This is a genomic window from Stenotrophomonas sp. GW821-FHT09E08 (assembly GCF_059416125.1).
In genome coordinates this window covers 86,530-105,329 of record NZ_JBWKOO010000012.1, presented here as the reverse complement: position 1 = coordinate 105,329, position 18,800 = coordinate 86,530, and the positions used below count along the sequence as shown (strand labels likewise).

Here is an 18,800-nt window from a genome sequence, read left to right as displayed (position 1 = left end):
CTGTCCGGTCCCATTCCCCGCCCGCTCGTTCGGCACCCGGCGTTGACGTGGGATGCATTACCTAGGAGGCTGGCCGCAAGCGCCCCGCGCGCGGCTGGCACCGATCTTTCCCGCACGGAAGCGCCGCATCGAGGATTCCCACCCGGATGAGCACCACGTCCCATTCCGCTGTCCCCAGCACCGACGGCGCCGCGCTGCGGCGTTCCATCTCCAATACCCTCAAAGGCTCCGCCGGCAACCTGGTGGAGTGGTACGACGTCTACGTGTACTCGGTATTCGCCGTGTACTTCGAATCGCAGTTCTTCTCGCCGGATGACAAGAACTCCACCATGTACGTGTGGGCGATCTTCGCGGCAACCTTCCTGATGCGCCCGATCGGCGCCTGGTTCTTCGGCCGCTTCGCCGACCGCCATGGCCGTCGCCAGGCCCTGACCGTGTCGGTCACGCTGATGGCGGCCTGCTCGTTCCTCATCGCCATCACCCCCACCGCCGCCAGCATCGGTATCTGGGCGGCAGTGATCCTGCTGTTCGCGCGGTTGCTGCAGGGCTTCGCCACCGGCGGCGAGTACGGTGCCAGTGCCACCTACATGTCCGAGGCTGCCATCCCCGGCCGGCGCGGCTTCCTGTCCTCCTTCCACTACGTCACCCTGGTCGGTGGCCACGTGCTGGCCCAGCTGACCCTGCTGCTGATGCTGACCTTCTGGGGCAAGCCGGAAATCTCCGAATGGGGCTGGCGCATCGCCTTCGGCATCGGTGGCATCGCGGCGGTGGTGGTGTTCTGGCTGCGCCGTGGCATGGACGAGTCGCTGTCGGAGTCGTCCATCGAGGCCGCACGCGAGGGCAAGGCACGGAAGTCCGGCTCGATGTACGAGCTGTTCGTGCACCAGTGGCGGCCGCTGCTGCTGTGCTTCCTGATTACCGCCGGTGGCACCGTGGCCTTCTACACCTACTCGGTGAACGGCCCGAAGATGATCCAGAGTGCCTTCGCCGCCAATGACCCGATGACCGGCACCCTGATCAACCTGGGCGTGCTGGCCTTCCTGATGGTGCTGCAGCCGGTCGGTGGCTGGCTGTCGGACATCATCGGCCGCAAGACCCTGCTGGTGTTCTTCGGCGTCGGCGGCGTGCTGTACAGCTGGTACCTGATCACCCAGCTGCCGCACCAGCATGACGCCACCCTGGCATTCCTGACCCTGGCGCTGGGCTTCGTCATCCTCACCGGCTACACCTCCATCAACGCGGTGGTGAAGGCCGAACTGTTCCCCACCCACGTGCGTGCACTGGGCGTGGGCCTGGGCTATGCACTGGCCAACTCGCTGTTCGGCGGCACCGCCCCGCTGCTGTACCAGGGCGCGCTGAAGACCGGCCACGTGGACTGGTTCGCCATCTACGTCACCGCGACGATCGCGGTATCGTTGGTGGTCTATGTGTTCTTCCTCACCAACAAGGGCCCGAACTGGCTCGACGGCACCCGCAAGTAAGCGCGTCGTCATGATCGCGGCCACCGGTGCAATGCCGGTGGCCGCTGTGTCTCCGGCCTCGCCGCTGATGTGGGTCGCGGCGACGCTGGCCGCAGCCACTGCACTGGCCTGGCTGCTGCGCCGCCCCAACGCACAGGCCGCGTGGCCGCGCATCGGATTCGGGATCGCCCTGCTGGTGTTCTGCGCCGCGCTGGCGCTGCAGCTGACGGTGGACCTGGGCAGCGGCCACAGCTCGCTGCAGATGCGCGCAAGTGCCCGCCCGGGCCCGCTGCATGCAGTGGGAATGCGCACGACGGTGGCGTGTTACCTCGCAGCGCTCGCCGCCAGCGGCTGGGGCGCGTGGACGCTTTTGCGCCAGCGCAGGTAGTGCCGGCCGCTGGCCGGCAACCTCATGAACCTCCGGAAAGAGCAGGGAGTTGCCGGCCAGCGGCCGGCACTACCCCATCAACGGCGGGCGGCTTCGCTCTTGTCGCGCGCGCCGCGGAACTCCGATTCCTTTTCCCACGTCGGCCAGCGGCGGCTGTTGGCCAGCTCCGCGCCCAGGTCGTAGACCAGCAGGGTGTCGGCGGCGTGGCCGCTCGGGTCCCAGCTCGGCGTCCACGCATCGCAGGCCTGGTGGTAGCAGTCGGCGAAGTACTTCTCGCGCAGCGCGCGGCCGGCTTCAACGCCACCGTCCAGCTTGTCCAGGCCCGGGCCGATGGTGATCGCCGGCACGCCCAGGCGGGCGAAGGCGAAATGGTCGGCACGGTAGAAGAACCCGGCTTCCAGATTCGGGTCCGGGCTGTAGCTGCGGCCGCGGGCCTTGGCCACGCGTTCCAGGTCACCTTCCAGCGAGACCCGGCCCTTGCCCCACGACGCGATGTCACGGGTCGCACCATCCGGGCTGAACATCTCGATGTTCAGTACTGCGGCGGTCTTGTCCAGCGGCGCCAGCGGGTGTGCGGCGTAGTAGCTGGCGCCCAGCAGGCCCTTCTCTTCAGCGGTCAGTGCCACGAAGTACAACGTGCGCTGCGGCTGCGGGCCGGCGGCGAACACCCGGCCCAGTTCCAGCACCGTGGCCACGCCGGTGGCGTTGTCAATCGCGCCGCGGCGGATACGATCGCCCTTGGCATCGGCCTGGCCGATACCGAAGGCATCCCAGTGCGCAGAGAAGATCACCGCCTCGTCGGCATGCTCGCCACCGGGCAGCTTGGCCACCACGTTGCGGGTCACCACCTGCTCGCGCTTGAGTGCGAAATCCACGCTCAGCTTCGCGTTGTCCAGTGCCACCGGTCGGAAATCGGCACGCATCGCCTTGCGCTTCTCGGCATCGAAGTCGAGGCCGGCGTCGGCGAAGATCGCCTCGGCCAGCTCGCGCTGCATCCAGCCGCGCAGCGGCGTGTGCTGGGCCATCGCCTCGGCCTGGCCGCGTTCGATGTCGAACAGCGGCGAGGTGCCCGAGCTCTTCACCGTGGCCCAGCCATACGCAGCCGGCGCGGTCTCGTGCACGATCAGCACGCCCTCGGCACCACGGCGTGCGGCTTCCTCGAACTTGTAGGTCCAACGGCCGTAGTAGGTCACCGCCTTGCCATCAAATGCACCCGGCGCATCGGCTTCGAAATCGGCGTCGTTGATCAGCACCACGGCGATCTTGCCGTGCAGGTCCACGTCCTTGTAGTCGTTCCACTGCCGTTCCGGCGCGTCGATGCCGTAGCCGACGAATACCAGCGGCGCGTCCTTGATCTGCACGCGCTTGCGCGGCTGCAGGCTCTGCAGGGTCACGTCCACGCCGTTGGCCAGCGCGCGCTTGCCCTGCTTCAGCGACAGGCTGGCCTTGGCCGCGCCATCCAGCTGCGCGCGCACCAGCGGCACCGGCTGCACCCAGCTGCCGTCCACGCCGCCCGGCTGCAGGCCGTAGCTGCGGAACTGCTCGATCAGGTACTGCACCGTGCGCTCTTCACCCTCGGTGGCCGGTGCACGGCCCTCGAATTCATCCGACGCCAGCACGCGCACATGGCGCGACAGTGCCTGCGGATCGATGCCGCCACCCGGCAGGTCGTTGGCCGCATGGGCCAGGCCACCGACGAACAGGCAGGACGACAGCAGCAACACGCGCATCGGATTCACGGCAATACCACGGCTAGCTTGGAAGTCACCAGAGTGTAACGTGGTCGTGACATCGCGGCGCAGCCTGGGCCAACGTCATCCACGCATGGCGTGGATCTACTTGCTGATGCGATCCAGCCAGCAGGCCAGGCCTTGGGCGTTGAGTTCGATGTCCATCGCCAGAACAGCGGTCACCGCGGCATCGTCCAGCGCACAGCCATGCAGTTGTGCACGTTCCAGGTACAGCGCCTGCAGTGCGGCCAACAGGCAGCGGTGGCGGTCCGGTCGACCATCGCACTGGCGGCCGATGGCGGCCATCGCATCGATCTGCTCGAACAGGTCGTCGGCCAGTTTCTCCACCTGTTCCACACGACCGTAGTGGGTCAGGTACATCGCTTGCGGCGCGTAATCGAGCATGCGCCGGATCGAGGCCTTCATCGCCTCCGGATCGAACTGCACCGGCGATGAGGTGGGGAAGATGAAAGCACCCTGCGCACTGTCCAGCTCACGGTAGGAGATACCGAACGTATCGCCGGTGAACCAGCTGCGGCTGCGCGCATCCCACACGCAGTAGTGGTGCAGCGCGTGGCCCGGGGTATGCAGCAGCACCAGCTCGCGGCCGGCCAGATCGATGCGGTGGCCGTCTTCGGCCACCACCACACGGTGCTCCGGAATCGCCTCGATGCGACCATAGCTGCGCGCGATCTCTTCGGCGCCGTACACCGCGGTGGCGCCGGCAATCAGCCGGGTCGGATCGATCATGTGCGGCGCACCGCGCGGATGCAGCACCGCCTTCGCATTCGGCAGCTGCTGCATCAGCAGGCCTGCACCACCGGCGTGGTCCAGATGTACGTGCGTAAGCAGCAGCCAGTCCACTGCTTCCACGCCCAGGCCGGTGTCCGCCAGCGCCTGCAGCATCGCCGGTACCGACAGGCCGGTGCCGCAGTCGACGAACGCGGCACGGCCGTTTTCAACGATCAGATACGCCGCGTCGAAATCCGGGCGCTGGAAACCGGTATCGATGGTGTGGATGCTGGGGTCGGCGGTCATTGGCACGCACCTGGCAGGATCGGGAACAGACACCCATGTTAGGCGCGCAGGCGGCCCGGGTTCGATGCGGCTTTGGTCGGGTAGTGCCGGCCAGCGCCCGGCACTATCGATCAGCCGGAGCGCAATGCGAACCGCGGCCGCAGCAGCAACGCCAGCACCAGCACTGCCAGGAAAGCTCCATAGGCATACAGCACCGCCAGCACCTGCGGCCAGATCGGGCCGGCGCCGGGCTGCACCAGGCCGATATGGTGGCCCCACAGCATCGCCAGGATGCTCAGCAGCAATGCCAATGCCAGGGCAGCACCATCGAACAGGCGCCGCCGCGCGCTACGCGGCTGGCGCGGGAACAGCCAGTACAGGCTGCCCAGCAACAGAAACCAGGGCAGGAACAGCAGCAGCGACAACCAGGCCATTGCAGACTCCATGTCATCGCGCCTGAGGCGCGCGGACATCATGCCATGGCCGCCGATTGCGGGTAGTGCCGGCCGCTGGCCGGCATTCCGCCCTCAACAGCGCCGACCAAGGTCGGCATCTACCGATCAGTCGGCGCGCAACACAGCCAATGCCGCCAGCACCGCATCCACCTCGGCTTCCAGCTTGAACAGCTCGCTCTGCAGCTGGTCGCCCTGCTCGGCCTGCTTGATCACCGCGATCAACTGGCCCGCATCGCGCGGCGAATCAAAGCCTTCGCTCTGGATCAGCAGCGTGCCGTCACCGGCGGTCAGCTTGAAGTAGAAACGGCCGTCCTTCTCGCGGTACTGCTTGAACAGCGGCGGTGCCACGCGGGCCACGCCAGCGTCCTCGCTGGCGATGTCGCCCGCGGTGGACAGGTCACGCAGGCCCACCGCATGGCGCAGCTCGTCCAGCAGCGGTGCCGCCAGCTGCTCGCGCAGCTGCTGGCCACGGCGCTTGAGCAGCGCCTCGATCTTCTCCGGCTCGGCCATCAGCGCGTTGTAGCGCTCGCGCAGCGGAGAAAGCTCGCTGTCGATGCGCTCGAACAGCTGCTGCTTGGCATCGCCCCAGCTGATGCCGGCGGCGAACGCCTTGGCGAATTCTGCGGTCTGTTCCGGGGTGGCGAACGCCTGATACATCTGGAACAGCGCCGAGCCCTCGGTGTCCTTCGCCTCACCCGGTGCGCGCGAGTCGGTCAGGATCGAGAACACCAGCTTCTTCAGCTCCTCGCGCGGCACGAACAGCGGAATGGTGTTGTGGTAGCTCTTGCTCATCTTGCGGCCGTCGAGGCCGGCCAGCGTCGCCACCTGCTCGTCGATCACCACGTCCGGCAGCGGGAAGTACTCCTTGCCGTACACGTGGTTGAAGCGCTGGGCGAAATCGCGCGCCATCTCGATGTGCTGGATCTGGTCGCGGCCCACCGGAACCTGGTTGGCCTTGAAGATGAGGATGTCGGCGGCCATCAGCACCGGGTACATGAACAGGCCGGCGCTGACGCCCGCGTCCTCGTCCACGCCTTCCTCGCGGTTCTTGTCCACCGCCGCCTTGTAGGCGTGCGCGCGGTTGAGGATGCCCTTGCTGGCGATGGCGGTCAGGAACCACATCAGCTCGGTGGTCTCGCGGATGTCGCTCTGGCGGTAGAACCACACATGTTCCGGGTCCAGGCCGCAGGCCAGCCAGCTGGCCGCGATCTCCAGGGTCGCGCGCTGGGTGCGCTGCGGATCCTGGGACTTGATCAGGCTGTGCAGGTCGGCCAGGAAGAAGAAGCTCTCGATCCCCGGGGCGCGGCTGGCCGCGATGGCCGGACGGATGGCGCCAACGTAGTTGCCCAGGTGGGGCGTGCCGGAGGGGGTGATGCCGGTAAGGACTCGGGTCGTCATGACTGCGTGGGGTAACCTTCGATGAACGGGGCCAGTTTACCTTGCACGCCACCAACCCCGTCAGGGCCCGCGGCGCGTTCATTCACGCAACCCCGCTGGAGACGCCCGATGAAACGCCTGCTGCCCCTGCTGCTGATCCTGCCCCTGGCCGGCTTCCGCCCGGCCCCGATGCCGCCGCCGGTGTACGAAGGTGGCCCCGTGCGCATATCCCTGGTCGACCGCGACCGCGGCACCGAACTGCGCAGCTACCCCGCCGAGGGCCAGCGTTGGGTGGCCGGCGAGCGCGGCCACCGCTACGCCGTGCGCCTGTACAACGACAGCCCGCGCCGGGTGCTGGTGGTGCTGTCGGTGGACGGCGTCAACGCCATCTCCGGCGAAGATGCCGATCCCTCGCAGACCGGCTACGTGCTCAACCCCGGCCAGCGCGCCGACATCACCGGCTGGCGCAAGAGCCAGGACGAAGTGGCGCAGTTCGTGTTCAGCAGCCCCGGTGGCAGCTATGCCAGCCGCACCGGCCGTCCGGACAACATCGGCGTGGTGGGCGTTGCGGTGTTCGAGGAAGCACGACGCTGGTACCCGCAGCCGATCCTGCGCCGTGGCCTGCCAGCACCGGCCCCGGCGGCCGAAGCAGCGGCCGATGCCAGCGCCAGCAACAGCCGAATCGAGGGCTACGCCAGCAAGTCGCAGGCGCCAGCGTTGGGCACCGGCCACGGCGCACGCGAACAGTCCTCGGTACGCGACACCGACTTCGAACGCGCCAGCCGCAGCCCGGCGCAGGTCCTGCAGCTGCGCTACGACAGCGCCCGCAACCTGCGCGCACGCGGCATCCTGGTGGATTCGCCGTCGCGCCTGCCGCGCGAACCGCAGGCGTTTCCCAACCGCTACGTGCCGGACCCGCCGGCGCGCTGATCCTCCCGACCAGACAACACAACGCCCGCAACCTTACGGTGCGGGCGTCGTGTTGTGGGGAAAACCGAGGCGCTTACTTGTAGTCCGGGTAGTCCTTGCTCACGGCGTCCTGGAACTCACGCACTTCCTTCTCCGCGCGATCCTTGGCCCAGCCATAACGTTCCTGCAGGCGGCCGGCGAGATACTCGGCATTGCCTTCGGCCACATCGAAGTCGTCGTTGGTCAGATCGCCCCACTTGGCCTGGGCCTTGCCCTTCAGCTGCGACCACTTGCCGGAAATGATGTCTTTGTTCATTGCTGGGAGTCCTTGGTTGCAACGGCGTTCTTACCGTGGCTCCAGCTTCGCGCAGCGGCTGTTGAATGCCGGTCAACCCGCAATGAAATGCATGCTCACCTGCTTGAATGGTTCACTCCGCTTCCACAACCCCTGCAGCGAACGCGCGCACAAAAAAAGGGCCGGGGATATCCCCGGCCCTTTTCTCTTTCCGTTCCGTGCAGGGCTCAACGGCCCTTCGCGGTGTCCTCGACCTTCTCGCCCGCCTTCTGCACGTCCTTGCCGGCGCCGGCAATGGTGTTGCAACCGGCCAGCAGGGCCACCGAGAACATCGACAACAGCATCAGGGCAACTACGCGCTTCATGGGCTTCTCCTTGGGTTTGCCGCTACACCGCTTCATTCGCGGATGGGATTGTTTCGCTCGGCGGGAGAAGGCCAATGCCCACCACCGCCGCGTGAAGTGCAATCTGGCGGCAGTGGCGTGGAGCGCGTGTGAACGGATCACAGATCCGTTCAGGCGGAACCGTCAATCGCGCATCAGGGTGGACTTGCCGAACAGGCTTTCGACCAGGTCCACGGCCAGTTCGGCAGTGGCATTCTGCTTGTCCAACAAGGGGTTGAGCTCAACGATGTCCAGCGAACCCATGCACCCGGTGTCGGCGATCATTTCCATCACCAGCTGCGCCTCACGGTAGTTCACCCCGCCCGGCACCGTGGTGCCCACGCCCGGCGCGATGCTGGGGTCGAGGAAGTCGACATCGAAGCTGACATGCAGATGGGTGTTCTCGTCGATGCCGGCCAAGGCGGCTTCCACGGTGCGCTTCATGCCGTTCTCGTCGATGTAGCGCATGTCATAGACATCCACCTTGTGGGTCTTGATCAGGCGCTTCTCTTCAGGGTCCACCGAGCGGATGCCGATCTGGTGCATCTGCGCCGGGGTGATCGCCGGCGAGGTACCGCCCAGGCGGGTCAGCGCATCTGGACCAAGACCACACAGGCACGCCACCGGCATGCCGTGGATGTTGCCCGACGGGGTCACATCGCTGGTGTTGAAATCCGAATGCGCATCCAGCCACAGCACGCGCAGGGTCTTGCCCTGCTCTCGGCACCAGCGCGCCACGGCAGTGATCGAACCGATGCCCAGGCAGTGGTCGCCACCGAGCATGATCGGCATGCGGCCGGCCTGCAGTTCGGCATAGCTGGCTTCCATCAGTGCGTGGTTCCACGCCACCACTTCATCCAGGTGGCGATAGCCCTGCACCGGCGCAGTCCACGGGTTGCGCGGGCCGTCCAGGTTGCCGAGGTCGCGCACGTCCACGCCACGCGCTTCCAGTGCTTCGGGCAGGCCCGCCACGCGCAGCGCTTCCGGCCCCAGCCGTGCACCGCGATGGCCTGCGCCCACATCGGTGGGAACGCCAATCAGGGATACGGAGATGGGATGGGCCATGGGTGCCTCCTGCGCGGAAAAAGAAGCACAGTCTAGCCAGAGCTGTGTGACACCACTCGCGGCGGTGCAGCAGGACATTGGCATGGCATGATGCCGCGCGGACCCGACTCCCCCTCATGGAAGATTGCGATGTCGCCCTTCATCAATACCGCCTGGCCCCGCTTTTTCACCGTGGCGCTGCCCATCGCCCTGCTTGCGGTTTTTCTGAGCAGTTCGATCGATGCGTCGCCGAATGGCTGGCTGATGCAGGCGACGCTCCTGCTGACGCCATTCTCGTTTCTGCTGTTCCTCGGTTTGGGTTGGCAGCGCCTGCGCAAGGCACACGCTGAATACCCGATCCTGAAGAGCGAGCCGCAGCGGATGCTGGCGGCATTGATTGGCAACGTGAAGGTGGCCGCGCTGTGGTTCGGCCTGACGTCAGTCGGGACGCTCGCCCTGATGCTGGCGTGGGTGTTGTTGTATAGGTCCCGCGGCTGAGGCCAGCCCCCAGCCCGCTGCAAGCTCAGCTTCCGCGGCGGCGAACCGGCGTCACGCTCTGCACCTGGCCGTTGTTGCGCATCATGCACAGGAAGCGCCCATCGGGATAATCGATGATGAGTTCCTGGTAATCGCTGCCCACCGGCATCTGGGTCACCAGCGTGCCCTGCGCACCCTTGCGCATATTGCAGGAACCCAGCGCGGTATCGCCTGCCGGCGCGCTGTTGGCCGCCTTGGACACATTGCGGAACACCGCGCGGCAGCCGCCGTTCACCCACACCGAATGCCGCGACAGACCCCAGTTCTGGCCTTGTTCGCAGCGGGTATGACTGAGCTGGCGCACGATTTCCACGTTGCCACGGGTATCCATGTCGCACGACACCTGCTGCTGGCCGGTGGACTCGCAGGTGACTTCGCGCGGTAGCGCCGCGTCGTTGTCGTCATCGTGGCGACGGTGGTCGCGATGTTCAGACGGTGCGGGCTCTCCGCCGGCACTGACCTGGCAGATGCCGTTGGCGCCGCCACGGCCGGTGTAGCTGATCTGCGGCGTGCCGTCCTCATTGCTGCTGATCGAAAGGGTGATGCCACTGTTGGTATCGCGTGCCTCGAAATAGCGGTCGTTGAAGCGTTTCAGCGAGGCCTCGCGGCCCTGCACGTAGACCGGCCCGCCTTCGTCGGCGTGCACATCGATGCCGCCCGGGCAGCTGGCGTTGAAGAACGGCACTGCGGCCATGGCCGGGGTAACGAAAGCGGTGGACAACAGTGCGGCGGTGAGCGACAGGGCATGGCGACGCATGTGCGGATCCCGAAGGGGCCCAGAGTGGGCGTGTGGCGGCAGTATGCGGTGGGGCGCTGCTCACTGTCCGTGAGGAATATCAAGATCCGGGTGGAGCGCGTGGGGATTCAGGTCTGGTAGGGTGTTCTAGAAGTCCACTTGTGCATGGAGATGTAGTAAACAACAGGAGATGCGGGCGTACCTTGAGCACCCGCACCTTTGGGTGAAGCGATGAAAGGAGTCGTACTCGCCGCATTCGCCGCCTCCATCCTGGCAGGCTGCGCCACAACGATTGGATTTCCACAAGGCATCCCTTCGGATGGCTATACCGAGCTGGTGTCCACGCCTCTCGGGCCATTCCGCTACTTCCGGTCTCTCTCCATTGTTCCAGGGCGCAAGGACCTGCCCGCTCTGGAATCGTTTCACTGCACCAACACCCAGCACGAAATCCTGCTCTTGATGGCTGCAGGATCACCGGTTGACGTTGCCGATACCTGCATGCGCATTGATGCAGCAGCGAAGTTCTCCGAATCATGGATAGAAGCAAAGGCGAACAGATACCGGATTCTTCTCGCGCCAACGGATACCGCCGCGACGATACAGTCGCGTGCTTTGGGATCGTTCTCGGGTGGGAAGACATTGGCACTTGCGGCTTCGATACATGACGACCGCGGACGGACTGTTGCAAACCTTGTCGATCTGGTCGCACACGAGACATTCCATGCGCTAGGTCATGCCACAAGGCACCCTCAGGCGCTTGATGAACGCATCGCCTACTACGCCGGAATCTGCGCACAGCTTCAGGTAAATGGCGTTGTTCGAGAGAATTCGCTGCCTGGAGCCGCCATCGGCACGGACGACGCTGCAGTGCAGCTGTCTTCGCAAGCAGCCTATCGTGTCCGTCTCGAGACCTATCCCCTTCTCGCCGATGGCCGCATTCAAATGAATGAAAAGTCTGGCGAACGTATGCTCCAGCGTTGCAACCAACTCAGAAGGGGTCTTACGAGGTCGCGTTGAACATGCCTCCAGACCCGCATTCTTTTCAGAACGGCAACGCACAAAAAACCCGCCATTGCAGCGGGTTGATTGTTCCCCGTGGACATGTGCAGATGCCAAGGGATCGAAGTGGTGCCGCTTATCCGAATCGAACGGATGACCTACTGTTTACAAGATAGTTGGACTAAGCTCTAGAATCAGATACTTAGGCAGCTCTTTTTTCCCGGCGCCGGTCTGTGGAACGCCTATTGCTATTGGGCCCTCACTTCCATTTTCCCGGCCGCCCTCGATCGCATCTACTGATAATGACTCACTGATTTCCTGCTTGGGTGTTACTTTTCCCAAAGGAAACATCGATGAGCTAAATTAAGGAAAAATTGATCAAGTGTTGGAGCGAGTGATCCGAACATTGAAGGAGCAATGTGTGCAGCGGCACCGCTTCGGGAGCCAGACCCATGCACTGCGAGTGATCGCCGACGGGATCGTCTGCTACAACTATCAACGCCCTCATCAGGAGCTAAAGATGATGAACCTTGATGCGGCCTGCACCGCAGCATTAATCGCATGATCTGAGCATAAATCGATGGGTCATTACAACTGCGACGATCGAGGACAACGATGAAATGAGAAGGGCCTCCTTTGAGGCCCTTCTTAAAACGACAATAGAGAAAATCTACTCTTGAGGCCTCGGATCGGAAACCTGGCCGCCGGCAAATCCATTATACAAATGCATGGCCCTAGCATCAGCTGCCGCAAGCTCAACCGAACTAAGCTCCATTCTAGAAATCACATCCGCAGCCTTAACGTCCCCCAGAAGGTAAGCTAAACGAAGGTATGCTGCTGGCTCGATTGCGCTCTTCACTGGAACAGTCTTGCTGATCTCGGAAAGGGAATAGTAAGAATACAGGTTCCCGGACAACGCCTGGTTACGAAGAAGCGTAAGGCCTTCCCCAAATTGACCGTTCAGAGCCGTTCTTCTACCGAGCTCCACCGCCGCAGCGGGGTTTCCCATCTGAGATTCTTGCTGAATCAAATCTAGCGGGGCAGACCTAAGGTAAGACTCCTCTTGGACCGTCGGATAACGATGCTTCGCCAGCCATTCAGCCTCCCTCTCGGACTTCGCCTCTAGAGGCCCGGAATTTCCACAATCCACCCGACAAATGTAGTCGGCAGGACGTCTGGCAGCCCCTTTATGTGCAAGCCTCGGCGTTGCAGCAGTCGAATCTTGCGGAGAATCTTCCAAAACCAATCCCTCTGCAGCGGCGCCGCGCCCGTCACCTCCACCGTCACGAGATTCCTCTTTATCTTTTGAACACCCGATGAGAAAGACTACAAGCGAAACATAAATAAAAATAGCTCTGAAAGACATTAGTTGCCTCCGCATCCATAAGATTTAACCTGAACCCACCATGCGGAACAGGCGGCATCCTCAGTTACCGCGCGCGACTTTGCAGCAATCGAGTTGTTCGGCGAAGAAAGCTCCACGATACCATATGGAACATATGCCTCGAGCGGAACCCCATTTTTCCTGGAATAGTCTATAAACCACTGAACAAAATTAAGCCTGTCATTTGCTTCCGCATCAAAAGCCTTCATCATCTCAAAGCAGAAAAGCTCCGGTTTGGTTGGAGTTATACCACCCCTGACACCATTTGAATCAATAACTTGCTGGTCGCAGGCGGAAGCCAATTGGTTTCTGAAATAGTAGTTTGACGAAGTCAAATTACCACCATCTGCAAGGTTTGCCGTCTGCTGCTCCAGTGCAGACCTTAAGATTTCCATGGCAGCAGGCGACGCATTGATATTCAACCCCTGCCAAGTTCCAACGCCTTTAGCGAAAGATATTGCCATTCTCATTGAAGAGGTAGAAAGCAGGCCGGAAGTGGGAATTTTATCTTCCGCATAATAAGGACCCGCAGGTTTTGGTATGGGATTGGGGCAGGACACCGGCCTAACCGCCATCAACGCAGGGCAGACCCCTCCCACAATTTGCCCACCGCCACCACCTATTATTCCCCCTCCACCATCCCAGGTGCCACCATCACCACCACCCGTCCATTCGCAAATTTGAACATCGGGTACTTGATGAGCGTCCCCCCCCACTGACACCGAACCCGACTGAATTCTACATGACCATTCAGCGTACGCTTCATTTGCTACAGTCAGAGAGAAACAAAAAATCACAGCGACCAGGATCATCCGCATAATATTATTTCCTTCTAATGTGAATTCCCGTTTGAATAATCGAGAGCCGTCGCGACCTTTTGCGCGGCCAGGACGGAAGGGTTGCCGCGATGAATTGATGACCATCCAGATGGGGAGCCGGAGCGCTCTCGCATCGTGATTCATACCTAAGAACGGGAAACTACATTGCTCCCCCACCTCATGATTCACCGCCGTTTAGAATTCATTAAGGCACTGCCGTCAGTTAACTGACGCTCTCAGTCGGCAAGTAGGAGCTAGCGATGCTCTAATCAATGCTCTCGGAAGCTGTAATGACCAAGCGGTTTCTGCTCAGGCCATGCGGTTTAATGTAGCGGCACAAGCTGCATCCGGGGTCATCTTCTTCAACGCCTGATGAGGTCGCTATTGGTTGGCCGTCGCAGAGACTGCGGCAAGAGCGCGAGCTGGAGGTATGAGCGAGTGCGGCGGCGGAGATGCTGATAGCCCTCTTACGCGCGATTAGGTGCAATTTTTGAGGTGACCAAGGGAAAGAGGTAACAAAGGTAACCATCTTGAAGAAGCAACCAGATTCATCCGTAAAATCAATGACTTATATTGATGATATAAAGGTAACAATAAGGTAACCCCTGAGTAATCCCATTACCTTTTCAAGAGGTAACGTCGGCGGGATGAAATTTCCTTATTAATCAATGACATTACTTTATAGGGAACGAAAAATTACCCCAGATCACCCCAAAAGGTAACCAGCCCCCCCCTTTCCTATCAATCACTTACCCGTCGTTCGGGGGCGGGTATTACCTGGTTACCTCCTCCCCGTGGTCACCTGAAAAATTGGAACCGTCCGAAGGTGGCGGAAGAAGGCCACAGTGAGCCCCTCAAACACCCCCTATCGCGCAGGGAACCGCAGGGCCAGCCGGTGCCAGGGAACCCCGGAGAACGCCATACAGGGCCGGGGCTGGGCCTTGCTGCAGGCAGTGCAGAAAAAGCACCCCATGAAGTGCGCAGGCGTGGCGGGGAGACGAGTGCGCACGCCGGGGGGCAGAGGGCAGAATGGGGGCATGACCATCACCGACCCACTCCCCGCGCCGGTTGTCCGGCTGTCACCGGCCGGCAGCGCCTTCACCACCAGCACCGACGTGGCCGCATTCTTCGACAAGCGCCACAGCCATGTGCTGCGGGCCATAGAAGGCTTATTGAGCGACTTGAGAGAGCACATCCAGTGGCCGGACCGGGCGGACCTGGATGACCAAGTGGACGACGAGGACCATCAGCCCAAAATTGGGCTGATGGTCCCCGAGGATCTGTTCGAGGCCGCAGAGGTGGAGGTCAGCATCGGAAGTGGCGCCGTCCGGCGCGACCCGATCTACCACCTGAGCCGTGACGGGTTTGCCCTGTTGGCGATGGGCTTTACGGGCAAACAGGCCCTGGCCTTCAAGCTAGCCTACATCTCGGCCTTCAACGTGATGGAAGCCAGACTGCGCCAGCCCTATGTGGCCCCCCTGGCTGAGGATCTGGAGTTCGCACGGGGCATTCGCCTCAAAGACAAGCTCATGCTCCACGATCAGGCCCGCAAGTCGTCCCGCGCATTGACTACAGCCACCAACGAAGACGAACGCCGCCAAGCCTACTGGCAGTTGTATCAGGTCAACACAACCCTGGGTGTTCCAATGCCCACCATGGAAGCATTGGGAGTAACGCCCTTGTGCACCCGCAACCGCTTGCCACACAGCCCAGACCGGAACGATGGCTGAGTCCAGACACAAGAAAGCCGCCCGTAGGCGGCTTGTGCTGCGCTGTGTCGTGGGTCGAGTTCGGGCTGGGCAGGCGAGCCCTGGCCACTGCTCTGCTCTCTAGATCCCGTCCAGACTTCAGCTCCCAGGGCCGACTACACCGCAGATTGTGGCTGCCTGAGCGGTTGCGCTCCCTCTGCTAACCCTCGTATAGGGATGAAGGCGCCGGACTGCTGAACGACTTCTTGCCTCTGTAGTACCACTAAGGAGATTGCCATGTCCAAGGAAAAAAAAAGCACAACGCTCCAGGTTTCGGGCCCTGATCGTGATCCGAACCTAATGAATAAACTCACGGCGAGCGACATTGCCGTAGAAGCGGTACATGCCACCATTCAGGCGGTCCCTGCTGTGGGATCGGCTGCGAGCGCGATGCTTAAACTTGCCGTTCAGTCACCGAGCCAGAAGCGGGCTTCGGAGTTCTTCAATCACGTTCACAATGACCTGAGAGCCGTCGAGGACAAGCTGTCAAGCCTGCCTGATGAACTCTTTGAATCAGGGGCATACTCTTCAGCTCTTATCAGCACGACCCATATTGCACTACTGACAAAAGAGCCGGAAAAGATTGATGCACTAAGGGCTGCAATGCTCAACGTTGCCCTTCATGCCAGCGATGATGAGGCTTTCAATCAGATGCGAATTGCGGCCTTAAGGGACATGACCAGCATCCATATCAAGGTGCTTCAATTCTATTCAGCCAGACGTACCGATGTCGTAGAAAAACTGGGAAAGGATAACAGGGCAATCACCCCCTCTGACTTTGAGACGCCGTTACGGGCTTGTTTTAGACATGACCTGCCCTTCTACATAGTAGAGAGGGCCTGCCGTGAGCTTGAATCTGCAGGGCTAATTTCTGTACGGCCAGGCTTCTACAAAACCATGGCTGGAGACAATTTCGCCACGATGCTCCCCACTGCGTTTGGTTCAGTTGTCCATGGATTCATTACGCTCCCGGCAGATGTCAGCCCCCTAACACCGGAGGAGTAGGACCGCTCGGCGCAGGTCGGAAGTACCAGGTTTCCGACACGAACAGACCCGTTGCCAGCGAGACACTTTCGACGACGCGAAGCTGTAGTTTCTCCATCTTGGTTATCCCCAGATAGATGCACCCAGCACTGCATCTAGAACGCACACGGGAAGGCCGCAGTTAAGCGGCCTTCCTTCCTGAAGGCATGAGGTCAGTGACCGCCCAATCTGCTGCTGGCAACATCGTAGTAGTGCCCGGTCATCTCGATGCCGGTCCAGCTGTAGCCCTCAGCATCCGCGGCTACCAGCGTGGTGCCGGAGCCGGCGAAGGGATCGAGGATGCGCCCGCCTTCTTCGCAGATCCGCACCAGCTGGCGCATGAGGTCGGTCGGCTTGCCGGTCATGTGGTGCTTGTCCAGCTTGCGGACCTTCTCCCGCACGACGCCAGGCAACACCGGCGCACGCCGGCCGAGGGGCATATGGCCCTTGCTACCCCACACGACGTACTCGGCTTGGTTGCGGTAGCGGCCGAGCTGCGGCCGCACGCCCTCGGTCTTGTCCCACACCGCCACACCGCGCCAGGTGAAGCCAGCACACTGCAGGGCGTCGGTGGTCAGAGGCAGCTGCCGCCAGTCGGTGAACAGCAACACCGGGGCGCCCTCCTTCAGCACTCGGCTGCATTCGGCCAGCCACAGGCGCATCCATGCGAGGTGCGAGCGCTGATCGCGTTCGTCGCCGACAAAGTCGGCGTGCAGCTGCGGGCCGTTGCTCTGCATGTACTTCACCTGGGGAGACTGCTGGCGGGACGCGGCATGCGTGCCACCGCTGGCATACGGCGGGTCAGTGATGAGGGCGTCGAAGCTGTTGGCCGGCAAGGTCGGCAGGGGTGAAAGCTCCATTGCAGTCCACACGGTCGCCGCCTCTCGGATCGAGCCAAAGCCGCCACTGTTCTGCGGCACGATGCCGAGCAGCTGCGGCGGCGTCCGAAGGGACGCCAGCATGTCGTCGCGGGTCACGCTCTTGATGCCAGTGAATTCATCCTTTGCCGCAACCTCACTCACGGGAATCAGCTTCAATCCATCCTTGCTCCCGCCCGGCGAGTGCAGGAAGAGGTTGCGGAAGTTGCCCGGGCCGCGCGACTCGCGCAGGGCGTTCCGGATTTCGTCCACATTGTCCTTCTCGGTCAATGAGTCGGTCAGGTACAGAATGAAACCCGCGTGCGAACCGTTGTTGTAATACTTCCGGCGGAACAGCGTCGCCGATTCGTTCAGCAGGGCCGACTGAACAGCCGGCATCCATTCCGGTAGCCCGTAAATCTCCTGGTCAACATCTGCCTCGCGCAGCTGGAACACATCGCCGCGAGTAAACTCATGCTCAATCTGACCAGCGCGGATCTGGAAGAACTCGCCCGGCTCCACGCCTCGGCGCATGTACTTGGCCAGCGGCACCGCCAGGGAGTGATTGACACCGGACATAGCGCGGCGGCGCTCAACGTAAGCCATGCCGAAGGTGATGTAGTCCAACGCCAGCTGCGCGAACGCCTCGCGGCTGAGCAGCTTGTGCGGGCGGTACGTGCTGACCAGCATGTTCCGCTTGAAGGTCAACCCGCTGTGCAGATAGGGATTGGCGCGAGTGGTGCGAGACAACCCATGCAGATCCACCGGCGGTTCGAAGTAGCGACCGTTACGCCAGCATTCGAGGTAGTCGAGGATGCCGCGCGAGTCCAGCACTGGCGTAGGGTCGCCAAAGGTGAACGCCTCGACGCCGGCAGGCGCGGTCGCGGTAGCGCCCTGGTCAGGGTCAGTCATCAGAAAATCTCCATGGAGCCGCGCGCAGCGGCGCCGCCTTCAAGCGGTTCGTTCTGCAGTGCGTGCATGAGTGCCCACGCCAGGTCGGCGTGGCCTGTGGTGCGCGAGCGGCCGGCCGTATAGGTGACCTGACGCCCGCTTGGGGTGATGGTTTTCTGGATCGCCAGCAGCGACTGCGTAAGGTCGGTCCAGCCTGCGTCGTACTCCAGACGCTCGTTCTTGATGACATCGAACGCCTTCAGCACCAGCCGGGTCTTCACCTCGGGGGAGTAGTTGAAGATCGTCACGCCGGGGAAGAACTGGCGCACCAGCTGGGCTACGCCCGTGCCCATGCCGGTTGCGTCGATGCCGATATAGGTCACCCAATACCGCAGGGTGATCTGCTGGATGAAAGCAGCCTGCGCCGCAAAGTCCATGCCCTTGAACTGATGGCGTTCCAGCACGCGGAACTTGCCGCCGGGCACCTGCGGCGGCGCCACCACCACGATGCCGGCACTGTCGCCTGTCTCAGCAGGGTCATACCCGATCCACACCGCGCGGTCGCCGTAGGGGCGAAGCGCCAGTGGCTTGAAATCGTCGGCCCACTCCACCCAGCTATCGACCTGGCACGGCTGCAGCATCGTGAGCGGGAAGATGCTGGCGCTGTCGTCCACGAACTCGCACATCAGCAGGTTGGCGAATTCCTCTGCGCTGTAGTCGCGGCGCAGTTCCTCGATATCGAACAGGTC

General features: G+C 62.4%; 20 protein-coding genes. 8 read left to right on the top strand and 12 right to left on the bottom strand.

Features of this window, described 5'->3' with window-relative positions; translation table 11 throughout:
- Positions 1–146: 146 nt before the first annotated feature.
- Together AC07M7_RS15315 and AC07M7_RS15310 are read left to right on the top strand one after the other, a co-directional pair.
- Positions 147–1,481: an MFS transporter gene (locus AC07M7_RS15315; RefSeq protein WP_253079031.1), complete on the top strand. Its 1,335-nt coding sequence runs from the start codon at positions 147–149 to the stop codon at positions 1,479–1,481.
- 10 nt (positions 1,482–1,491) lie between these two features.
- Positions 1,492–1,848, top strand: coding sequence for a hypothetical protein (locus AC07M7_RS15310; RefSeq protein ID WP_428709758.1), 357 nt, complete (start codon positions 1,492–1,494; stop codon positions 1,846–1,848).
- 77 nt (positions 1,849–1,925) lie between these two features.
- Here the strand turns inward: AC07M7_RS15310 and AC07M7_RS15305 are convergent, their stop codons facing one another.
- From AC07M7_RS15305 to AC07M7_RS15290, 4 genes are all read right to left on the bottom strand, one after another.
- A complete protein-coding gene (locus AC07M7_RS15305; RefSeq protein WP_428709785.1) occupies positions 1,926–3,578 on the bottom strand; it encodes a M28 family metallopeptidase in 1,653 nt (550 codons plus the stop codon).
- Between the two features lie 105 nt (positions 3,579–3,683).
- A complete protein-coding gene (locus AC07M7_RS15300; RefSeq protein WP_495207787.1) occupies positions 3,684–4,616 on the bottom strand; it encodes an MBL fold metallo-hydrolase in 933 nt (310 codons plus the stop codon).
- Positions 4,617–4,726: 110 nt separating this feature from the next.
- Complete coding sequence (locus AC07M7_RS15295; protein ID WP_046984557.1) at positions 4,727–5,029, bottom strand: hypothetical protein; 303 nt, start codon at positions 5,027–5,029, stop codon at positions 4,727–4,729.
- Between the two features lie 126 nt (positions 5,030–5,155).
- The gene (locus AC07M7_RS15290) at positions 5,156–6,448 is read right to left on the bottom strand and encodes a tryptophan--tRNA ligase (protein WP_046984556.1); all 1,293 of its coding nucleotides are present in this window, start codon (positions 6,446–6,448) and stop codon (positions 5,156–5,158) included.
- Between the two features lie 108 nt (positions 6,449–6,556).
- Between AC07M7_RS15290 and AC07M7_RS15285 the strand changes: the two genes are divergently transcribed.
- Positions 6,557–7,357, top strand: coding sequence for a hypothetical protein (locus AC07M7_RS15285; protein WP_495207786.1), 801 nt, complete (start codon positions 6,557–6,559; stop codon positions 7,355–7,357).
- Between the two features lie 73 nt (positions 7,358–7,430).
- On the opposite strand, the gene AC07M7_RS15280 is transcribed toward AC07M7_RS15285, so the two are convergent.
- The 3 genes from AC07M7_RS15280 to rocF form a co-directional block, all read right to left on the bottom strand.
- Positions 7,431–7,652 (bottom strand): CsbD family protein, encoded by a 222-nt coding sequence (locus AC07M7_RS15280; protein ID WP_004153772.1) that lies wholly within the window; start codon positions 7,650–7,652, stop codon positions 7,431–7,433.
- Between the two features lie 206 nt (positions 7,653–7,858).
- Positions 7,859–7,996, bottom strand: a complete 138-nt coding sequence (locus AC07M7_RS15275; protein ID WP_008266021.1) for an entericidin A/B family lipoprotein — start codon at positions 7,994–7,996, stop codon at positions 7,859–7,861.
- 162 nt (positions 7,997–8,158) lie between these two features.
- Positions 8,159–9,079 (bottom strand): arginase, encoded by a 921-nt coding sequence (rocF, locus tag AC07M7_RS15270; RefSeq protein WP_426354782.1) that lies wholly within the window; start codon positions 9,077–9,079, stop codon positions 8,159–8,161.
- A gap of 129 nt (positions 9,080–9,208) precedes the next feature.
- Between rocF and AC07M7_RS15265 the strand changes: the two genes are divergently transcribed.
- Entirely contained in the window at positions 9,209–9,556 is a 348-nt protein-coding gene (locus AC07M7_RS15265; RefSeq protein ID WP_046984553.1) for a hypothetical protein, read from the top strand.
- Between the two features lie 25 nt (positions 9,557–9,581).
- Here the strand turns inward: AC07M7_RS15265 and AC07M7_RS15260 are convergent, their stop codons facing one another.
- Positions 9,582–10,352 carry a DUF3011 domain-containing protein gene (locus AC07M7_RS15260; RefSeq protein ID WP_253079025.1) on the bottom strand — a complete coding sequence of 257 codons (771 nt, stop codon included), beginning with the start codon at positions 10,350–10,352 and terminating at the stop codon, positions 9,582–9,584.
- Positions 10,353–10,562: 210 nt separating this feature from the next.
- Between AC07M7_RS15260 and AC07M7_RS15255 the strand changes: the two genes are divergently transcribed.
- Together AC07M7_RS15255 and AC07M7_RS15250 are read left to right on the top strand one after the other, a co-directional pair.
- Complete coding sequence (locus AC07M7_RS15255) at positions 10,563–11,348, top strand: hypothetical protein (protein ID WP_495207785.1); 786 nt, start codon at positions 10,563–10,565, stop codon at positions 11,346–11,348.
- A gap of 364 nt (positions 11,349–11,712) precedes the next feature.
- Positions 11,713–11,895, top strand: a complete 183-nt coding sequence (locus AC07M7_RS15250) for an integrase core domain-containing protein (RefSeq protein WP_495207784.1) — start codon at positions 11,713–11,715, stop codon at positions 11,893–11,895.
- 105 nt (positions 11,896–12,000) lie between these two features.
- Here the strand turns inward: AC07M7_RS15250 and AC07M7_RS15245 are convergent, their stop codons facing one another.
- Complete coding sequence (locus AC07M7_RS15245) at positions 12,001–12,696, bottom strand: hypothetical protein (protein ID WP_495207783.1); 696 nt, start codon at positions 12,694–12,696, stop codon at positions 12,001–12,003.
- A complete protein-coding gene (locus AC07M7_RS15240; RefSeq protein ID WP_495207782.1) occupies positions 12,696–13,526 on the bottom strand; it encodes a hypothetical protein in 831 nt (276 codons plus the stop codon). The genes AC07M7_RS15245 and AC07M7_RS15240 overlap by 1 nt, the downstream gene beginning before the upstream one ends.
- A gap of 1,043 nt (positions 13,527–14,569) precedes the next feature.
- Between AC07M7_RS15240 and AC07M7_RS15235 the strand changes: the two genes are divergently transcribed.
- Both AC07M7_RS15235 and AC07M7_RS15230 read left to right on the top strand, forming a co-directional pair.
- The gene (locus AC07M7_RS15235) at positions 14,570–15,262 is read left to right on the top strand and encodes a Rha family transcriptional regulator (RefSeq protein WP_495207781.1); all 693 of its coding nucleotides are present in this window, start codon (positions 14,570–14,572) and stop codon (positions 15,260–15,262) included.
- Between the two features lie 255 nt (positions 15,263–15,517).
- Positions 15,518–16,285, top strand: a complete 768-nt coding sequence (locus AC07M7_RS15230) for a hypothetical protein (RefSeq protein WP_495207780.1) — start codon at positions 15,518–15,520, stop codon at positions 16,283–16,285.
- 191 nt (positions 16,286–16,476) lie between these two features.
- On the opposite strand, the gene AC07M7_RS15225 is transcribed toward AC07M7_RS15230, so the two are convergent.
- Together AC07M7_RS15225 and AC07M7_RS15220 are read right to left on the bottom strand one after the other, a co-directional pair.
- Positions 16,477–18,072: a phage portal protein gene (locus tag AC07M7_RS15225; RefSeq protein WP_495207779.1), complete on the bottom strand. Its 1,596-nt coding sequence runs from the start codon at positions 18,070–18,072 to the stop codon at positions 16,477–16,479.
- Entirely contained in the window at positions 18,072–18,797 is a 726-nt protein-coding gene (locus AC07M7_RS15220; RefSeq protein ID WP_495207801.1) for a phage terminase large subunit family protein, read from the bottom strand. The genes AC07M7_RS15225 and AC07M7_RS15220 overlap by 1 nt, the downstream gene beginning before the upstream one ends.
- Between the last annotated feature and the right edge of the window lie 3 nt (positions 18,798–18,800).

Bases quoted from the DNA above. Each gene is read 5' to 3' on its own strand.
- AC07M7_RS15315 (WP_253079031.1), top strand. From the start codon at position 147: ATGAGCACCACGTCCCATTCCGCTGTCCCCAGCACCGACGGCGCCGCG.
- AC07M7_RS15310 (WP_428709758.1), top strand. From the start codon at position 1,492: ATGATCGCGGCCACCGGTGCAATGCCGGTGGCCGCTGTGTCTCCGGCC.
- AC07M7_RS15305 (WP_428709785.1), bottom strand. From the start codon at position 3,578: ATGCGCGTGTTGCTGCTGTCGTCCTGCCTGTTCGTCGGTGGCCTGGCC.
- AC07M7_RS15300 (WP_495207787.1), bottom strand. From the start codon at position 4,616: ATGACCGCCGACCCCAGCATCCACACCATCGATACCGGTTTCCAGCGC.
- AC07M7_RS15295 (WP_046984557.1), bottom strand. From the start codon at position 5,029: ATGGCCTGGTTGTCGCTGCTGCTGTTCCTGCCCTGGTTTCTGTTGCTG.
- AC07M7_RS15290 (WP_046984556.1), bottom strand. From the start codon at position 6,448: ATGACGACCCGAGTCCTTACCGGCATCACCCCCTCCGGCACGCCCCAC.
- AC07M7_RS15285 (WP_495207786.1), top strand. From the start codon at position 6,557: ATGAAACGCCTGCTGCCCCTGCTGCTGATCCTGCCCCTGGCCGGCTTC.
- AC07M7_RS15280 (WP_004153772.1), bottom strand. From the start codon at position 7,652: ATGAACAAAGACATCATTTCCGGCAAGTGGTCGCAGCTGAAGGGCAAG.
- AC07M7_RS15275 (WP_008266021.1), bottom strand. From the start codon at position 7,996: ATGAAGCGCGTAGTTGCCCTGATGCTGTTGTCGATGTTCTCGGTGGCC.
- rocF (WP_426354782.1), bottom strand. From the start codon at position 9,079: ATGGCCCATCCCATCTCCGTATCCCTGATTGGCGTTCCCACCGATGTG.
- AC07M7_RS15265 (WP_046984553.1), top strand. From the start codon at position 9,209: ATGTCGCCCTTCATCAATACCGCCTGGCCCCGCTTTTTCACCGTGGCG.
- AC07M7_RS15260 (WP_253079025.1), bottom strand. From the start codon at position 10,352: ATGCGTCGCCATGCCCTGTCGCTCACCGCCGCACTGTTGTCCACCGCT.
- AC07M7_RS15255 (WP_495207785.1), top strand. From the start codon at position 10,563: ATGAAAGGAGTCGTACTCGCCGCATTCGCCGCCTCCATCCTGGCAGGC.
- AC07M7_RS15245 (WP_495207783.1), bottom strand. From the start codon at position 12,696: ATGTCTTTCAGAGCTATTTTTATTTATGTTTCGCTTGTAGTCTTTCTC.
- AC07M7_RS15240 (WP_495207782.1), bottom strand. From the start codon at position 13,526: ATGATCCTGGTCGCTGTGATTTTTTGTTTCTCTCTGACTGTAGCAAAT.
- AC07M7_RS15235 (WP_495207781.1), top strand. From the start codon at position 14,570: ATGACCATCACCGACCCACTCCCCGCGCCGGTTGTCCGGCTGTCACCG.
- AC07M7_RS15230 (WP_495207780.1), top strand. From the start codon at position 15,518: ATGTCCAAGGAAAAAAAAAGCACAACGCTCCAGGTTTCGGGCCCTGAT.
- AC07M7_RS15225 (WP_495207779.1), bottom strand. From the start codon at position 18,072: ATGACTGACCCTGACCAGGGCGCTACCGCGACCGCGCCTGCCGGCGTC.